17 protein-coding genes are annotated in these 14183 nt (G+C 75.6%); 4 read left to right on the plus strand and 13 right to left on the minus strand.

Annotated elements, in window-relative coordinates:
- Positions 1-80: 80 nt before the first annotated feature.
- The 6 genes from ACI8AB_RS01230 to ACI8AB_RS01255 form a co-directional block, all read right to left on the minus strand.
- Positions 81-1034 carry a DNA polymerase domain-containing protein gene (locus tag ACI8AB_RS01230; protein ID WP_456948640.1) on the minus strand — a complete coding sequence of 318 codons (954 nt, stop codon included), beginning with the start codon at positions 1032-1034 and terminating at the stop codon, positions 81-83.
- Between the two features lie 109 nt (positions 1035-1143).
- Entirely contained in the window at positions 1144-1881 is a 738-nt protein-coding gene (locus tag ACI8AB_RS01235; protein ID WP_456902832.1) for an MBL fold metallo-hydrolase, read from the minus strand.
- Positions 1882-1935: 54 nt separating this feature from the next.
- Positions 1936-2598 carry an HAD-IA family hydrolase gene (locus ACI8AB_RS01240; protein WP_456902833.1) on the minus strand — a complete coding sequence of 221 codons (663 nt, stop codon included), beginning with the start codon at positions 2596-2598 and terminating at the stop codon, positions 1936-1938.
- Positions 2589-3539, minus strand: coding sequence for a PLP-dependent cysteine synthase family protein (locus ACI8AB_RS01245; RefSeq protein ID WP_387985771.1), 951 nt, complete (start codon positions 3537-3539; stop codon positions 2589-2591). Before ACI8AB_RS01245 ends, ACI8AB_RS01240 begins: the two co-directional genes overlap by 10 nt.
- Before the next feature lie 47 nt (positions 3540-3586).
- The gene (locus ACI8AB_RS01250; RefSeq protein ID WP_387985774.1) at positions 3587-3865 is read right to left on the minus strand and encodes a ubiquitin-like small modifier protein 1; all 279 of its coding nucleotides are present in this window, start codon (positions 3863-3865) and stop codon (positions 3587-3589) included.
- 159 nt (positions 3866-4024) lie between these two features.
- Complete coding sequence (locus tag ACI8AB_RS01255) at positions 4025-4498, minus strand: Mov34/MPN/PAD-1 family protein (RefSeq protein WP_456948641.1); 474 nt, start codon at positions 4496-4498, stop codon at positions 4025-4027.
- A 107-nt stretch (positions 4499-4605) separates the two neighbouring features.
- Between ACI8AB_RS01255 and ACI8AB_RS01260 the strand changes: the two genes are divergently transcribed.
- Complete coding sequence (locus ACI8AB_RS01260; protein WP_387985778.1) at positions 4606-4962, plus strand: hypothetical protein; 357 nt, start codon at positions 4606-4608, stop codon at positions 4960-4962.
- Here the strand turns inward: ACI8AB_RS01260 and ACI8AB_RS01265 are convergent.
- Both ACI8AB_RS01265 and clpS read right to left on the minus strand, forming a co-directional pair.
- Positions 4901-5398 carry a DUF2017 family protein gene (locus tag ACI8AB_RS01265; protein WP_456902835.1) on the minus strand — a complete coding sequence of 166 codons (498 nt, stop codon included), beginning with the start codon at positions 5396-5398 and terminating at the stop codon, positions 4901-4903. The two genes, ACI8AB_RS01260 and ACI8AB_RS01265, sit on opposite strands and share 62 nt — an antisense overlap.
- Positions 5395-5691: an ATP-dependent Clp protease adapter ClpS gene (gene clpS, locus ACI8AB_RS01270; RefSeq protein WP_387985781.1), complete on the minus strand. Its 297-nt coding sequence runs from the start codon at positions 5689-5691 to the stop codon at positions 5395-5397. Before clpS ends, ACI8AB_RS01265 begins: the two co-directional genes overlap by 4 nt.
- Positions 5692-5763: 72 nt before the next feature.
- Between clpS and ACI8AB_RS01275 the strand changes: the two genes are divergently transcribed.
- Entirely contained in the window at positions 5764-7047 is a 1284-nt protein-coding gene (locus ACI8AB_RS01275) for a nicotinate phosphoribosyltransferase (RefSeq protein ID WP_456902836.1), read from the plus strand.
- A 14-nt stretch (positions 7048-7061) separates the two neighbouring features.
- Positions 7062-7628, plus strand: a complete 567-nt coding sequence (locus ACI8AB_RS01280; protein ID WP_456948642.1) for an isochorismatase family protein — start codon at positions 7062-7064, stop codon at positions 7626-7628.
- Between the two features lie 187 nt (positions 7629-7815).
- Here the strand turns inward: ACI8AB_RS01280 and serB are convergent, their stop codons facing one another.
- Together serB and ctaD are read right to left on the minus strand one after the other, a co-directional pair.
- Positions 7816-9084 carry a phosphoserine phosphatase SerB gene (gene serB / locus ACI8AB_RS01285; RefSeq protein ID WP_456948643.1) on the minus strand — a complete coding sequence of 423 codons (1269 nt, stop codon included), beginning with the start codon at positions 9082-9084 and terminating at the stop codon, positions 7816-7818.
- A gap of 119 nt (positions 9085-9203) precedes the next feature.
- The gene (gene ctaD / locus ACI8AB_RS01290) at positions 9204-10961 is read right to left on the minus strand and encodes an aa3-type cytochrome oxidase subunit I (protein WP_456948644.1); all 1758 of its coding nucleotides are present in this window, start codon (positions 10959-10961) and stop codon (positions 9204-9206) included.
- 202 nt (positions 10962-11163) lie between these two features.
- Between ctaD and ACI8AB_RS01295 the strand changes: the two genes are divergently transcribed.
- Positions 11164-11442, plus strand: coding sequence for a GlsB/YeaQ/YmgE family stress response membrane protein (locus ACI8AB_RS01295; RefSeq protein ID WP_387985792.1), 279 nt, complete (start codon positions 11164-11166; stop codon positions 11440-11442).
- Positions 11443-11514: 72 nt separating this feature from the next.
- Here ACI8AB_RS01295 and ACI8AB_RS01300 read toward each other — a convergent pair whose 3' ends face one another.
- The 3 genes from ACI8AB_RS01300 to ACI8AB_RS01310 are packed head-to-tail and all read right to left on the minus strand — an operon-like array spanning position 11515 to position 14122.
- A complete protein-coding gene (locus tag ACI8AB_RS01300; RefSeq protein WP_456902878.1) occupies positions 11515-12366 on the minus strand; it encodes a putative RNA methyltransferase in 852 nt (283 codons plus the stop codon).
- 29 nt (positions 12367-12395) lie between these two features.
- Positions 12396-13622 (minus strand): MFS transporter, encoded by a 1227-nt coding sequence (locus ACI8AB_RS01305; RefSeq protein WP_456948645.1) that lies wholly within the window; start codon positions 13620-13622, stop codon positions 12396-12398.
- The gene (locus tag ACI8AB_RS01310; protein WP_456948646.1) at positions 13619-14122 is read right to left on the minus strand and encodes a metallophosphoesterase family protein; all 504 of its coding nucleotides are present in this window, start codon (positions 14120-14122) and stop codon (positions 13619-13621) included. Before ACI8AB_RS01310 ends, ACI8AB_RS01305 begins: the two co-directional genes overlap by 4 nt.
- Positions 14123-14183: the final 61 nt, after the last annotated feature.

The raw sequence follows: 14183 nt of genomic DNA on the forward strand, positions 1-14183 counted from the left end.
CGCCCGCGCACACCCGGTGGTGGACGCGGGTCCCCCCTGGGGACGACGGCGGCCGGAGCGTCGGCCCCCGGGTCGCCCGCTCAGCCCTCCGCGGACCGCTTGGCCCGCGCCCGCCGCTTGCCCTCGTGCATCGCGGCCACCCGCGCGACCGGGATGGTGTGGCCCTCGGCGACGAGGTCGGCCGGGAGCGCCTGCGGCGGGGGCAGCAGCCGCGCCCAGGGGTCGCCGTCCCCCAGCCGGTCCGGCGCGGTCGTCACGGTGACGTCGCCCGGCCGGGCCGAGGGCAGGTCCTCCCACGCCACCGGCGCCGACACGGGCAGGCCCGGCCGGATGCGCGGGCTGTAGGCGGCCACGATCGTCGAGGACCCCGAGCGGGTGGAGTCGAGGAAGACCCGGCCGTGCCGGTCCTCCTTGATGTAGGCGGTCGTGGCCAGGTCCGGGTCGAGGGCCGCGGCGCGGGCGGCGAGCGCGCGGGTCGCGGCGGCGGCGTCCTCGGGCCCGGCCCCGCGCACCGGGACGACGACGTGCACGCCCTTGGACCCGCTGGTCTTCACCGCCCCGGCCAGCCCGGCGTCGGCCAGCGCCCGCCGCACCAGCTCCGCGGCCCGCACGACCACCGCGAAGTCGGCGCCCTCCGGCGGGTCGAGGTCGAGCACGACGCCGGTCGGCTCGGTCTCGGCGCCCGCGCGGAAGAACGGGACGTGGAACTCCACGGCGCGCTGGTTGGCCAGCCACAGGAGCGTCCGGCGGTCGTCGCACAGCACCTGGTGCACCTGGCGGTGGGCGCCGAACGACCACACCGGCACGGTGCGCACCCAGTCCGGCGCGCCCTTGGCCACGTTGCGCTGCATGAACGGCTCCTGGCCCGGCCGCACGCGCTTCACCGACAGCGGCCGGCCCGCCAGCTGCGGCACCAGCCGGTCCGCGAACGCGTCGAGGTGGTCGACCAGGTCGCCCTTGGTGACGCCCAGCCCGTCCCCCAGCGGCGCGTCGAGGCTGGTCAGCCGGACGCCGTCCCGTTCGTCGTCGACCACCGGCCCACCGTGCCCGCCCGGCACGGGCGCGGCAAGTGAGTCCACCGCTGGTCCCCGCCGGCCACCCTCCGCGGGCCCGCGCCGAGCACGCGGGGCGCGAGGGGTCCGCTCACACGTCGTAGGTGGCGCCCGGGGCGACCAGCTCCGCGCCGGGGAACGCCGTCCGCGCCGCGGCCAGCTGCGCGACGGGGTCCACCCACGCGGGCACGTGGGTGACCAGCAGGCGCCGCACCCCGGCCGCGGCCGCGGCCTCCCCCGCCTGCCGGCCGGTGAGGTGCAGGTCCGGCGGCAGCCCGTCCCGGTCGGGGTGGGCGGCCTCGGCCAGCAGCACGTCGGCACCGTGCGCCAGGTCGACGACGGCCCGCGACGGCCCGGTGTCACCGGTGTAGACCAGCGAGCTGCCGTGGGCGGTCAGCCGGACGGCGTGGCACTCGACCGGGTGCGCGGTCCGCGCGGTCTGCACGGTGAACGGGCCGAGGACCGCCGACACCGGGGTGGCCGCGAAGTCGAAGACGTCGGTCAGCGGCGCGCCGCCCTCGTCGTAGACCAGGCCCAGCCGCCGCTCGGCCCCGGCCGGGGCGATCAGCGGGACCCGGCGCCGCGACGAGCGGCCGGAGTAGCGGTGCCAGACCACGAACGGGACGACGTCGAGGCAGTGGTCGGCGTGCAGGTGGGAGAGGTAGACGGCGTCGATCGAGTCGGGGTCGGCCAGCGCCTGCAGCGCCCCGAACGCGCCGCTGCCCAGGTCGAGCAGCACCCGGAAGCCGTCGTGCTCGACGAGGTAGCAGGAGGCCGCCGACGCGGGGCCGGGCCCGCTGCCCGAGCAGCCCACGACCGTGAGCCTCATGCCGCGACCCCCGGCCGGTCGCACGTCCATCCGCTGTCCATCGCGGGCGCCAGGCTAGCCGCCGGTCGGGAGCAGGGCGGCGGCCGGGACGGACAGGACGCCACCGGCCCAGGACAGGCCGCGCAGGTCGCGGACGACGACGTCGGCCCCGGTGCCGAGGGCCCGCTCCCCCACGCCGACGACCCGCGCGCCGGCCGCCCGGCCGGCGGCGATGCCGGCGGGGCTGTCCTCGAACACCACGGTGTCCTCCGGGGGCACGCCGAGCAGGCGGGCGCCGAGGCGGTAGCCCTCGGGGTCGGGCTTGCCGGTGCGCACGTCGCGGGCGGTGACCAGGGTGCGGGGCAGCGGCAGCCCCGCGGCGGTCAGCCGGGCGGTGGCGAGGTCGGCGGTGCCGGAGGTGACCACGCCCCACACGTCCGCGGGCAGGCCGGCCAGGAGGTCGGCGGCGCCGGGGACGGCGGCCACGGTGGCGGCGTCCTCGAGCTCGTACCGGTCGATGAGCGCCGTCGCGGCGGCCCGCCCGGGCCCGGGCACCAGGTCGGCGACGGTGTCGGCCGACCGCCGGCCGTGTACGACGGCGAGCACGTCGGCGGGCACCAGGCCGTGCTCGCTGGCCCAGCGCGACCAGGAGGAGGTGACGGCGGCGTCGGAGTCGACCAGGACGCCGTCGTTGTCGAACAGCAGGGCCCGGGCGGGCAGCTCCGGGCTCAGGCCCACAGCTGGCCCTCGAGGGCCGAGGTGGCCTCCTCGAGGGTGCCGGCGTAGGCGCCGGTGGACAGGTACTTCCAGCCGCCGTCGCAGACGATGAACACGATGTCGGCGCGGCGGCCGGCGGCGACCTCGCGGTCGGCGACGCCGAGTGCCGCGTGCAGGATCGCCCCGGTCGAGATGCCGGCGAAGATGCCCTCGCGCTCGACCAGCTGCCGGGTGCGGTGGACGGCGTCCTCGGGGCCCACGGAGAACCGCGAGTCCAGCAGCGACGGGTCGTAGAGCTCGGGGATGAACCCCTCGTCGATGTTGCGCAGGCCGTAGACCAGCTCGCCGTAGCGCGGCTCGGCGGCGATCACCTGGACGCCGGGCTTGTGCTCGCGGAAGTAGCGCGAGCAGCCCATGAGCGTGCCGGTGGTGCCCAGGCCCGCGACGAAGTGGGTGATCGACGGCAGGTCCGCGAGGATCTCCGGGGCGGTGCCGGTGTAGTGCGCCTCGGCGTTGGCCGGGTTGCCGTACTGGTAGAGCATCACCCAGTCGTCGTGCTCGGCGGCCATCTCCTTGGCCATCGCGACCGCCTGGTTGGACCCGCCGGCCGCCGGCGAGCTGACGATCTGCGCGCCGTACATCTCCAGCAGCTGGCGCCGCTCGACGGAGGTGTTCTCCGGCATGACGCAGATCAGCCGGTAACCGCGCTGCCGGGCCACCATCGCCAGCGAGATGCCGGTGTTGCCGCTGGTCGGCTCGAGGATGGTGGCGCCCGGCTGCAGCGTCCCGTCCTTCTCCGCCGCCTCGATCATCGAGATCGCGGCACGGTCCTTGATCGACCCGGTCGGGTTGTGGTCCTCGAGCTTGGCCCACAGCCGCACGTCCGGCGTCGGCGACAGGTTCGGCAGCCCCACCAGCGGGGTGCCGCCGAGGGAGTCGACGAGGGAGTTGAAGCGGGCCATGCGGGAGCTCTTCCGGGTGAGGGGACGGGACGGCGGGGCGGGAGGCCTCAGCAGCCGCCGGCGACCGCCGGGAGGATGGTGACCGAGTCGCCGTCCTTGACCGCGGTGTCGAGCGCGCCGGTGAAGCGCACGTCCTCGTCGTTGACGTAGACGTTGACGAAGCGGTGCAGCTTGCCCTCCTCGGTCACCAGGCGGCCCTTGAGGCCGGGGTGCTTGGCGTCGAGGTCGTCGACGAGCGCGCCGAGGGTGTCCCCGCTGCCCTCGACGGTCTTGTTGCCGCCGGTGTGGGTGCGCAGGATGGTCGGGATCCGGACCTCGATGGCCATGGCGTGCGGTTCTCCTCGGGAGGGTGGGGACGTGCGGGAGCGCTCGGCGTGAGCGCGTGTCGGTGCGGGCAACGCCCGCTCGCCGCGGGTCATTCCGCGGCCGGCCCGTCCAGGGCCCCGCCCCGGGCTCGCGAGGGGTGGGGAGGACGGGGTCCTCGGTCAGTCGTAGACGACGGTGGTCGGCGAGTGGCCGAACAGGTAGGACTCGACGACCTCGACGTCCTCCTCGCTCACCTCGCCGTCGACGATCCGGAAGCTGCGGAACTCGACGTCGTCCCCGGCCAGGCCGGTCTCCCGGCCGTGGTGGCGGGTGGAGACGAGCACGTAGTGCGCGTTGGGCTCGGACGCGTAGCTGACGTCGGTGCGCGAGGGGTACGCCCCGGTGGCGGTGTGGGAGTGGTAGATCACCACCGGCTCCTCGTCCCGGTCGTCCATCTCCCGGTACAGGCGCAGCAGGTCGGCCGAGTCGAACTCGTAGAACGTCGGCGACCGGGCGGCGTTGAGCATCGGGATGAACCGCTCGGGACGGTCGCTGCCCTCGGGCCCGGCGACGACGCCACAGGCCTCGTCCGGGTGGTCCTCCCGGGCGTGGGCCACGATGGCGTCGTAGGTCGCGCGGTCGATGCGCAGCACACCGCCAGTCTAGGCGGCGCCCGGGAGCGGCACCGCGGGCACCGGGCGACGCTCGCCCGACCGGGGCAGGTCACCCGCTCGTCACCGACCGGATACGGTGCGGACCCGTGGTGCTCGACCTGATCATGGCGGCCGGCGTGGTCGTCGTCGCGCTGCCGTCGCTGTGGCTCGGCATCCGGGGGCTGACCCTGCGCAGCGGGCACTACAGCAGCGACGTCGCCGCCGACCGCCTGTCGCTGGCGCTGCTCGTCGCGCTGCGGGTGCTGGTGCTCCTGCTGGTGCTGGCCCTGTCGGTGGTCACGCTCGTCTCCACCGTCGGGGCGGCCGTCCGCGAGCTGGAGCTGCCCAGCCTGGTGCTGGTCTTCTTCGTGCTGGACCTGCTGCTGGCGGCGCTGGTGCTGCTCACCTTCGGGCGTCGCGCCCGGCGGCGACCGCGTCGACGAGCGACCCCTGCAGCCCGGTGAGCCAGTAGTAGACGGCCAGCTGCTGGCCCTCCTCGCCGGCCGGGTCCTCGGGCGGCTCGGTCTCCTCGGTGACCCCGATCCGCTCGCCCAGGGCCAGCCGCAGGTCGTTGGTGGTGCGCAGCCACGCGCCGGCCTGGTCCCGGTCCAGCCGCACCTCGCCGCCGTCGGCGGGGAGGGTGGCCCGGACGGCGGCCAGGTCGTCGGTCTTGCCCGCGCGCAGCGCCGACTCGGTCAGCTCGCGGTAGTCGGCGGCGAGCTCCGGGTCGGTGCGGTGCCCGGCCGGCAGCAGCCGCGCGACCACCGGGTCGCCGTCGACGTCCTCGGGGTCGGCGCCCAGCAGCTGCTCGAGCTGGTCGAGCAGCAGCCCGAGGACGCCGGCCTCGGCCGGCTCGAGCCGCGCGACGACGTCGGCCCCCTTGCGGCGGAACGGCCTCATGCGTCCTGCTGGTAGGTGGCCCACAGGCCGTAGGCGTGCAGCCGGCTGGTGTCGTGCTCCATCCGCTCGCGCGGGCCGGAGCTGACCACCGCCTTGCCGTCGTTGTGCACCTGCAGCATGAGCGTCGTCGCCGTCGGCTCGTCGTAGCCGAACAGCTCCCGCAGCACGTGGGTCACGTAGGTCATGAGGTTCACCGGGTCGTTCCAGACGATGGTGACCCAGGGCCGGTCGAGGTCGGCGGTCTCCTCGACCGTGGGTTCGGGCGTCCGTGTCGGCGCGAGTGGTCCGGCCACCCGACCACTCTAGGACGGTCGCTCCCCCGGTCCCCCGGGTGCGGTCGCGGCGGTCGACCTAGGGTCGGGATCATGCCGACGGGTACCGCCCTGCTCACCGACCGGTACGAGCTGACGATGGTCGCCGCCGCCCTGGCGGACGGCACCGCCGACCGCGACTGCGTCTTCGAGGTCTTCGCCCGGCGCCTCCCGCACGGCCGCCGCTACGGCGTGGTCGCCGGCACCGGCCGGCTCCTGGAACTGCTGCCCGCCTTCCGCTTCGGCGACGAGGAGCTGGCCACCCTCCGCGAGCAGGGCCTGACCGACGCGCGGCTGCTGGACTGGCTGGCCGACTTCCGCTTCTCCGGCGACGTCGACGGCTACGCCGAGGGCGAGCTGTTCTTCCCCGGCTCCCCGGTGCTCACCGTGCGCGCGCCCTTCGCCGAGGGCGTGCTGCTGGAGACCCTGGTCCTCTCGGTGCTCAACCACGACAGCGCGATCGCCTCGGCCGCGGCCCGCATGGTCGGGGCGGCCTGCGAGCGGCCGTGCATCGAGATGGGCTCGCGTCGCACCCACGAGCAGGCCGCGGTCGCCGCGGCGCGGGCGGCGTACCTGGTCGGCTTCACCGCCAGCTCCAACCTGGAGGCCGGCCGCCGGTACGGGGTGCCGACGACGGGCACCAGCGCGCACGCGTTCACCCTCCTGCACGACGACGAGGCCGCCGCCTTCCGCGCGCAGGTCGACACGCTCGGCGTCGGCACCACGCTGCTGGTGGACACCTACGACGTCGTCCAGGGCATCAGGACGGCGGTCGAGGTGGCCGGGCCAGAGCTCGGCGCCATCCGGCTGGACTCCGGCGACCTGCCGACGCTGGCCACCGCCGCCCGCCGCCAGCTCGACGACCTGGGCGCCACGAAGACGCGGATCATCGTCACCAGCGACCTCGACGAGTACGCGATCGCCGGGCTCATGGCCGCGCCGGTCGACGGCTACGGCGTCGGCACCTCGCTGGTCACCGGGTCGGGCGCGCCGACCGCCGGGATGGTCTACAAGCTGGTCGAGCGCGACGGCGTGCCGGTGGCCAAGCGCTCGGAGGGCAAGAACTCCACCGGGGGCCGCAAGACCGCCGTCCGCCGGCACGACGCCGACGGGACGGCGACCGCCGAGGTGGTCAGCAGCGGGCGGGTCGAGCCGCGCGACGGCGACCGGCGGCTGCTGGTGGAGCTGGTCCGCGGCGGCGAGGTGGTGACGCCGTCGTCCCCGGCCGACGCGCTCGAGGCGGCGGCCGCGCACCACCGCCGGGCGCGCGAGGCCCTGCCGCAGGAGGCATGGGCGCTCTCCCGCGGGGAACCCGCACTGGAGACGGTGACGGCGTGAACGGAGGTCCCGCGGTGACGCGCGCACTGCTGGTGGTGGACGTGCAGAACGACTTCTGCGAGGGCGGCAGCCTGGCGGTGGCCGGGGGTGCGGCGGTGGCGGCGGCGATCACCGAGCACGTGCGGTCCGCCGACTACGCGTACGTGGTCGCCACGCGCGACCACCACGTCGACCCGGGCGACCACTTCCGCGAGGAGCCCGACTACCTGGAGACCTGGCCGGCGCACTGCGTCGCCGGCACGAGCGGGCTCGAGCTGCACCCGTCGCTGGACCGCGGGCCGCTCGACGCCGTCTTCGACAAGGGCCACTACGCGGCGGCCTACTCCGGCTTCGAGGGGCGGGCCGACGGCGTGCCGCTGGCGGACTGGCTGCGCGAGCGGGGCGTGGACGCCGTCGACGTCGTCGGCATCGCGACCGACCACTGCGTGCGGGCCACCGCGCTCGACGCCGTCGCGGCGGGCTTCGGGACCCGCGTGCTGCTCGACCTCACCGCGGGGGTGTCCGAGGCCTCGACCGAGGCGGCGCTGGACCAGCTGCGCACCGCCGGCGTGGAGCTGGAGGGCACGGTCACCCGCCCCTGAAGCGAGCCGCCGTGCGTAGGACGGCGGACCGACCGCGGGGCCGGAGGCTCCCGGGCGGGACGTCGTGGCAGGGCTCAGCGCAGCAGGGGTACGGCTCGTGGCCGCGGTGCCGTCCGGCAGGACGGCAGATCACACGGTGTCACAGTCACACGGTGTCACAGTCACACGGTGTCACAGTCACACGGTGTCACAGCGCGTCCATCACCTCGTCCCTCGTGAAGCCGAGGACCTGCAGCACGGCGTCGAGGTAGGGCTGGTTGAGCGCGGTGTGCGCCTGCTCGCGCACCACGGGCTTGGCGTTGAACGCGATGCCGAGCCCGGCGGCGTTGAGCATGTCGAGGTCGTTGGCGCCGTCGCCGACCGCGACCGTCTGCTCCAGCGGGATGCCGTGCTCGGCGGCGAAGCGGGCCAGCGCGCGGGCCTTGCCCGCCCGGTCGACGATCTCGCCCACCAGGCCGCCGGTGAGCCTCCCGTCGGCGACCTCGAGGGTGTTGGCCGCGGCGAAGTCGAGGCCGAGCGCGGCGGCCAGCGGGTCGGTGATCTGGCTGAAGCCGCCGCTGACGATGCCGCAGCGGAACCCGAGCCGCTGCAGCGTGCGGATGAGCGTGCGGGCGCCGGGGGTGAGCTCCAGGTGCTCGCGCACCTCGTCGAGGACCTCGACCGGCAGGCCCGCCAGCGTGGCCACCCGGGCCCGCAGCGACTCGGCGAAGTCCAGCTCCCCGTTCATGGCCGCCGCGGTGATCCGGGCGACCTCGGCCGCCCGCCCGGCGCGGGCGGCCAGCTCGTCGATGACCTCGCCGCGCACCAGCGTGGAGTCGACGTCGAGGACGATCAGCCGCTTGCTGCGCCGGGCGAGCCCGACCTGCTCGACGGCGATGTCGGCGCCGGTGGCGGCGGCGACGGCGGCCAGCGCGGTGCGCAGCTCGGTGGCCCCGGCCCCGGAGACGGTGAGCTCCAGGGACGTGACCGGGTGGTCCGACAGCCGCCGGATCGCGTCGATGTTGCCGCCGACGCCCGCGATGGCGGTGGCCGCGCCGGCGACCGCGGACGGCGGCACGGGCCGGCCGAGCAGGATCACGTGGTGCGGCCGCCCGGTGGGTGTGGTGCCGCCACCGCGACCGGAGGCGGTCTCCACCTCGACCCGGACGCCGGTGGCGCGGGCGACCTCGGTGGCCAGCCGGCCCAGGCAGGCGAGGAAGCCGGCCTCGTCCACCGCGCCGTCGGCCGGCCGGGCGCCGATGACCACCCCGAGGACCAGCTGGCCGTGCACGACGACCTGCTCGACGTCGACGACCTCGACCGGCGGGAGCCCCTCGTCGCCGGAGGCGAGGGCCCCGAACAGCCGGGCGGTCACGCCGGGCCGGTCGGCGCCGGTGACCGTCAGGACCGCGCGGGGCCCGTCGGGGGCGGCCTGCGGACGCGTGCGGGGTGCGGGGTCGAGCGGCACGGCGGCCATGGTGCCGCACTCCCCCGGCGGCTCCGGGCGGTGGCCCCGCGGACGAGGCGACGCCCCGCCGGCCGGAGCCGACGGGGCGTCGTCGTGACGTGCGATCGCGTGGGGCCGGGCCCCGGGGGTCAGAACGGGTCGGGGTCGTTGGGACCCTGACGCGGGCCGGTGCCCTCGGCCAGCTCGCTGACACCGGCGTAGGGCTGGTGCCGCTTGCCGACGTGCGCCTCGGCGTGCAGCCGCTCGACCAGGTGCGGGTAGTGCGCCTCGAACGCCGGACGCTCCGACCGGATCCGCGGGATCTCGGTGAAGTTGTGCCGCGGCGGCGGCGAGGAGGTCGCCCACTCGAGCGAGTTGCCGTGGCCCCACGGGTCGTCGCGCAGCGCGAGGCGGCCGTACTTCCACGACTTCACCACGTTGTACAGCCACGGGATGGTCGAGGCGCCCAGGACGAACGACCCGATCGTGGAGATGACGTGCAGGGTGGTGAACCCGTCGGTGGGCAGGTAGTCGACGTACCGGCGCGGCATGCCCTCGGTGCCCAGCCAGTGCTGGACCAGGAACGTCGCGTGGAAGCCGATGAACACCAGCCAGAAGTGCAGCTTGCCCAGCCGCTCGTCCATCATCCGGCCCGACATCTTCGGGAACCAGAAGTAGATGCCGGCGTAGGCGGCGAACACCACGGTGCCGAAGACGACGTAGTGGAAGTGGGCGACGACGAAGTAGCTGTCGTTGACGTGCCAGTCCAGCGGCGGGCTGGCCAGCAGCACGCCGGTCAGGCCACCCAGGAGGAAGGTCACCAGGAAGCCGATGGAGAACAGCATCGGCGTCTCGAACGTCAGCTGGCCGCGCCACATGGTGCCGATCCAGTTGAAGAACTTGATGCCGGTCGGCACGGCGATGAGGTAGGTCAGGAACGCGAAGAACGGCAGCAGGACCGCGCCGGTCGCGTACATGTGGTGCGCCCACACCGTGAGCGACAGGCCACCGATGAGCAGCGTCGCGCCGACCATGCCCTTGTAGCCGAACAGCGGCTTGCGGGCGAACACCGGGATGATCTCGGTGATGATGCCGAAGAACGGCAGCGCGATGATGTAGACCTCGGGGTGGCCGAAGAACCAGAACAGGTGCTGCCACAGCATCGGGCCGCCGTTCTCGTCCGAGTAGACGAGCGCGCCGAGGTTGCGGTCGGCCAGCATGCCGAAGATCGCCGCGGTGAGGATCGGGAAGGCCAGCAGCACCAGCAGGCTGGTGACCAGCGTGTTCCAGGTGAAGATCGGCATCCGGAACATCGTCATGCCCGGCGCCCGCAGGCAGGCGATCGTGGCGGTGAAGTTGACCGCGCCGAGGATCGTGCCCAGACCGCTGACCGCCAGGCCCGAGAACCACAGGTTGGCGCCGGGGCCCGGGGAGTGCACGGCGTCGGACAGCGGGGCGTAGGCGTACCAGCCGAAGTCGGCCGCACCGCTGGGCGTGAAGAAGCCCGAGACCGCGATGAGGCTGCCGAAGAAGAACAGCCAGAACGAGAAGGCGTTCAGTCGCGGGAAGGCGACGTCCGGCGAGCCGATCTGCAGCGGCATGATCAGGTTCGAGAACGCGAAGAACAGCGGCGTCGCGAACATCAGCAGCATGATCGTGCCGTGCATCGTGACGAGCTGGTTGTACTGCTCGGGCGACAGGAACTGCAGCCCGGGCTGGCCCAGCTCACCGCGGATCAGCATGGCCATGAAGCCACCCACGATGAACCAGGCGAACGAGGCGGCCATGTACATCAGGCCGATGGTCTTGTGGTCCGTGGTCCGCAGCAGGTTCGAGAGCCGCGCACCCCGCTGGACCTCGCGAGCCGGGCTGGGCCGGCTCACGATCGGTGCAGGCGCGATCGTCACGAGCGCAGCTTAGACCGAGGGCGACGGGCCCGTCGGGCCCGTCCGGGCGGGCGCGCCGGTGACGGCGCCCCCCTCCCGGGTGACGACCAGGTCACGTCATGATCAAGACGCGTTTCCGCCCTGCTCACCAGGGGAACAGCACCGTCCGAGCCTGGAGATCCCAGCGCCTCGGCCACCCGGCCATCCCCTCAGGAGGTCCCCCGTGGAGCTTCTCTGGAACATCATCGTGCTGATCGTGGTCGGCGCCATCGCCGGCTTCATCGCGCGGGCCGTCGTCCCCGGCAAGCAGTCCATGAGCGTCGGGATGACGATCGTCCTCGGCATCATCGGTTCCTTCGTCGGCAACCTGCTCGGGAGCCTGATCAGCGGCAACGGCTTCGAGATCGGCGCCGCCGGCATCATCGGCTCGATCATCGGCGCGATCATCGTGCTGCTGGTCTACGTCTTCGCCACCCGCGGACGCAGCCGCACCCGCATCTGACCGACGCAGGGCTCCCGGCGCCCCGGGGGCCACGAGAGCCCTGCGCCCGGTCGCCCAGGAGGGGCCCGGCCGTCACGGCCGGGCCCCTCCTGCGTCCGCGGGCAGCGCCCAGGTCGTGACGTCGACGGCGAGGGTGACCCGCACCCGCGGCGGCAGGGCGGCGACCGCGGCGGCCAGCCGCTGCGGCGCCAGGTGCCGGGCGTGCGGCCCCATCCCCACGACGGTGGTCACGGTGCGGTGGTCGAGCTCCAGCTCCTCCCGGTGCCGCACGCGGCCGGCCGGCACGAGGTGCGGTTCCAGGGCCGCGGACAGCCGGGCCTCCTTCTCCGGGTCCACCCGCAGCAGCCCCAGCGGGCCGACCAGCTCGGCCAGGTGCTCCGGCGCCGGCGTGGCGACCACCAGCCGGCCGCCCGGGCGCAGCACCCGCGCGGTCTCCGGCCCGTTGCGCGGCGCGAAGACCACCATCACCCGGTCGACGGCGGCGTCGCGGACCGGCAGCCGGGCCCAGGTGTCGGCGACGACGGCGAGCGCCCGCGGCGAGGCGCCGGCCGCGCGGCGGGCCGCGTACCGCGAGGCGTCGAGCACCACGCCGACCGCGCCGGGCAGCGCGTCCAGCACGCCCGCCAGGTGGTGCCCGGTCCCCCCGCCGAGGTCGAGGACGGCGTCCACCGGCCCCTCCCCCGCGGCGAGCGCGCCGGCCAGGACCCGGGTGAGCCCGGCGTAGGTCCCGGCGGAGAGCACCTCCGCCCGGTCGGCGACCATCGCGGCGGTGTCCCCGGTCGGCGGCGCGTGGCCCGGTGGCAGCAGCGTCACGTGGCCCTGCCGGGCCCGGTCGAAGGAGTGGCCGGCCGGGCAGCGCAGGCCGGCGTCGCCGGGGAGCGCGGCCAGCTCCGCGCCGCAGACGGGACAGGCCAGCACGGCCACCGCCCGCGGCGGCCAGGGGCGCCACCGGCTCACGGCGCACCGACCGCGACCGGCGGGGGCGCCGGCTCCGCCGTCCGGGCGGGCACGACGGCGACCGCGGCCGCGGCGGCGACCGCACCGAGCGCGAACGCCGCCGGGTAGCCGGGTCCGCCGTCGGCGAGCAGCGCCGCCAGCGGGACGGTCAGCGCGGCCGCCAGGTTCTGCGCGGTGTTGTGCGCGCCCAGCGCGCGCCCGGCCCAGGCGCTGCCGGCCTGCTCGGCCACCGAGGTGAACGCCACCCCGTTCGGGCTCACCGTGGCGACCGCCGCCAGCGCCACCGCCGCCGCGGCGACCCCCGGGCCGAGGAGGCCCGGCGTCAGGGCCGCGACGACGGCGAGCAGCCCGACGACGACGGCCACCGCGCCCGCGACCTGCCGCAGCGGCCCGAGCCGGCTGCCCACCCGGTCCGACCAGGTGCCCGCACCGAGGCGTGCGGCGACCCCGCCGGCCTGCGCGACCGCCAGCAGCGTCCCGGCGCCGGGCGCGCTCCAGCCGGCGTCGCGCACCAGCCAGTCGAAGGCCAGCCCGGCGACGGCGAACTGCGGCACGACGAGCAGGGTGCTGGCCGCGTGCACCCGCCACAGGACCGGGCCGCGGTAGGGCGAGGCCGGCCGCGGGGCGCCGGCGGTGCGCGGCGGCCGGGCCGGGTCGCGGACGAGCAGGCCGACGAGGACGGCGGTGACCGCGCAGCCGGCGGCGAGGAACGCGAAGGCGCCGCCGGGGCCGTCGGCGGCCAGCCGCGGCAGCGTCAGCGCGGCGAGGCCCACGCCCAGCGGCTGCCCGGCCTGCCGGACGCCCATCGCCAGCCCGCGCTGCTCCGCGGGGAACCAGCCCAGCACCAGCCGGCCGCTGGCCGCGTGCACCGACGCGCTGCCCGCCCCGGCCAGCAGCAGCCACAGGCCGGTGGGCACGGCGGCGTCGGCCAGCGCGGCGCCGGTCAGCGCGACGGCGGCGACCGCGAGCCCGGCGGAGAGCACCAGCCGCTCGCCGTACCGGTCGGCCAGCACGCCCCAGAGCAGCAGCGCGCACACCAGGCCGGCGGTGGGCGCGGCGACCAGCAGGCCGGCCTGCGGCAGCGTCAGCCCCTCCTCCCGCAGCGTCAGCGTGAGGAAGGGCATCCCGTTCTGCGCCGCGCAGGCGGCGACCAGCCCGGTCAGGCCGACGGCCAGGTGACGCCAGCGGGCGGCGGGAGGGGACGCCGGTGGGGAGACCGTCACCGGGCGACCGGGTGGAAGACCACCTCGGTGAGCGCCCCGCCGTCGGCGACCGCGGTGACGAAGGTGCCGTGCGGCTGCCGGCGCCGGTCGGTGGGCGAGCCGGGGTTGACCAGCCGCAGTCCGCTGTCGGTGGTGGTGTCCCACGGGATGTGGCTGTGCCCGAAGAACAGGACGTCGGTGTCGGGGAAGCGCGCGGCGCAGCGGCGCTCGCGGCCCTTGGCGTCACCGGTCTCGTGGACGACGGCGACCCGCAGCCCGCCCACCTCGGCGTGCGCCACCTCCGGCAGCCGCTCGCGCAGGGGCCCGTGGTCGTTGTTGCCGTACACCGCGAGCAGGGCCCGGGCGCGGGACTCGAGGGCGTCGAGCAGGGCGACGTCGACCCAGTCGCCGGCGTGCACGACGAGGTCCGCGGCCTCGATCGCGGCCCAGAGGGAGCGGGGCAGGTCACGGGCCCGCTTCGGGAGGTGCGTGTCGGCGGTCACCACCAGCGAGACGGACACGGCCCCATGGTGGCAGGGCGCGGGTCGCCGCCCCGGGGGCCGACGCGTTCCCCGCCGGGGC

Source organism: Geodermatophilus sp. SYSU D00698 (assembly GCF_054050335.1).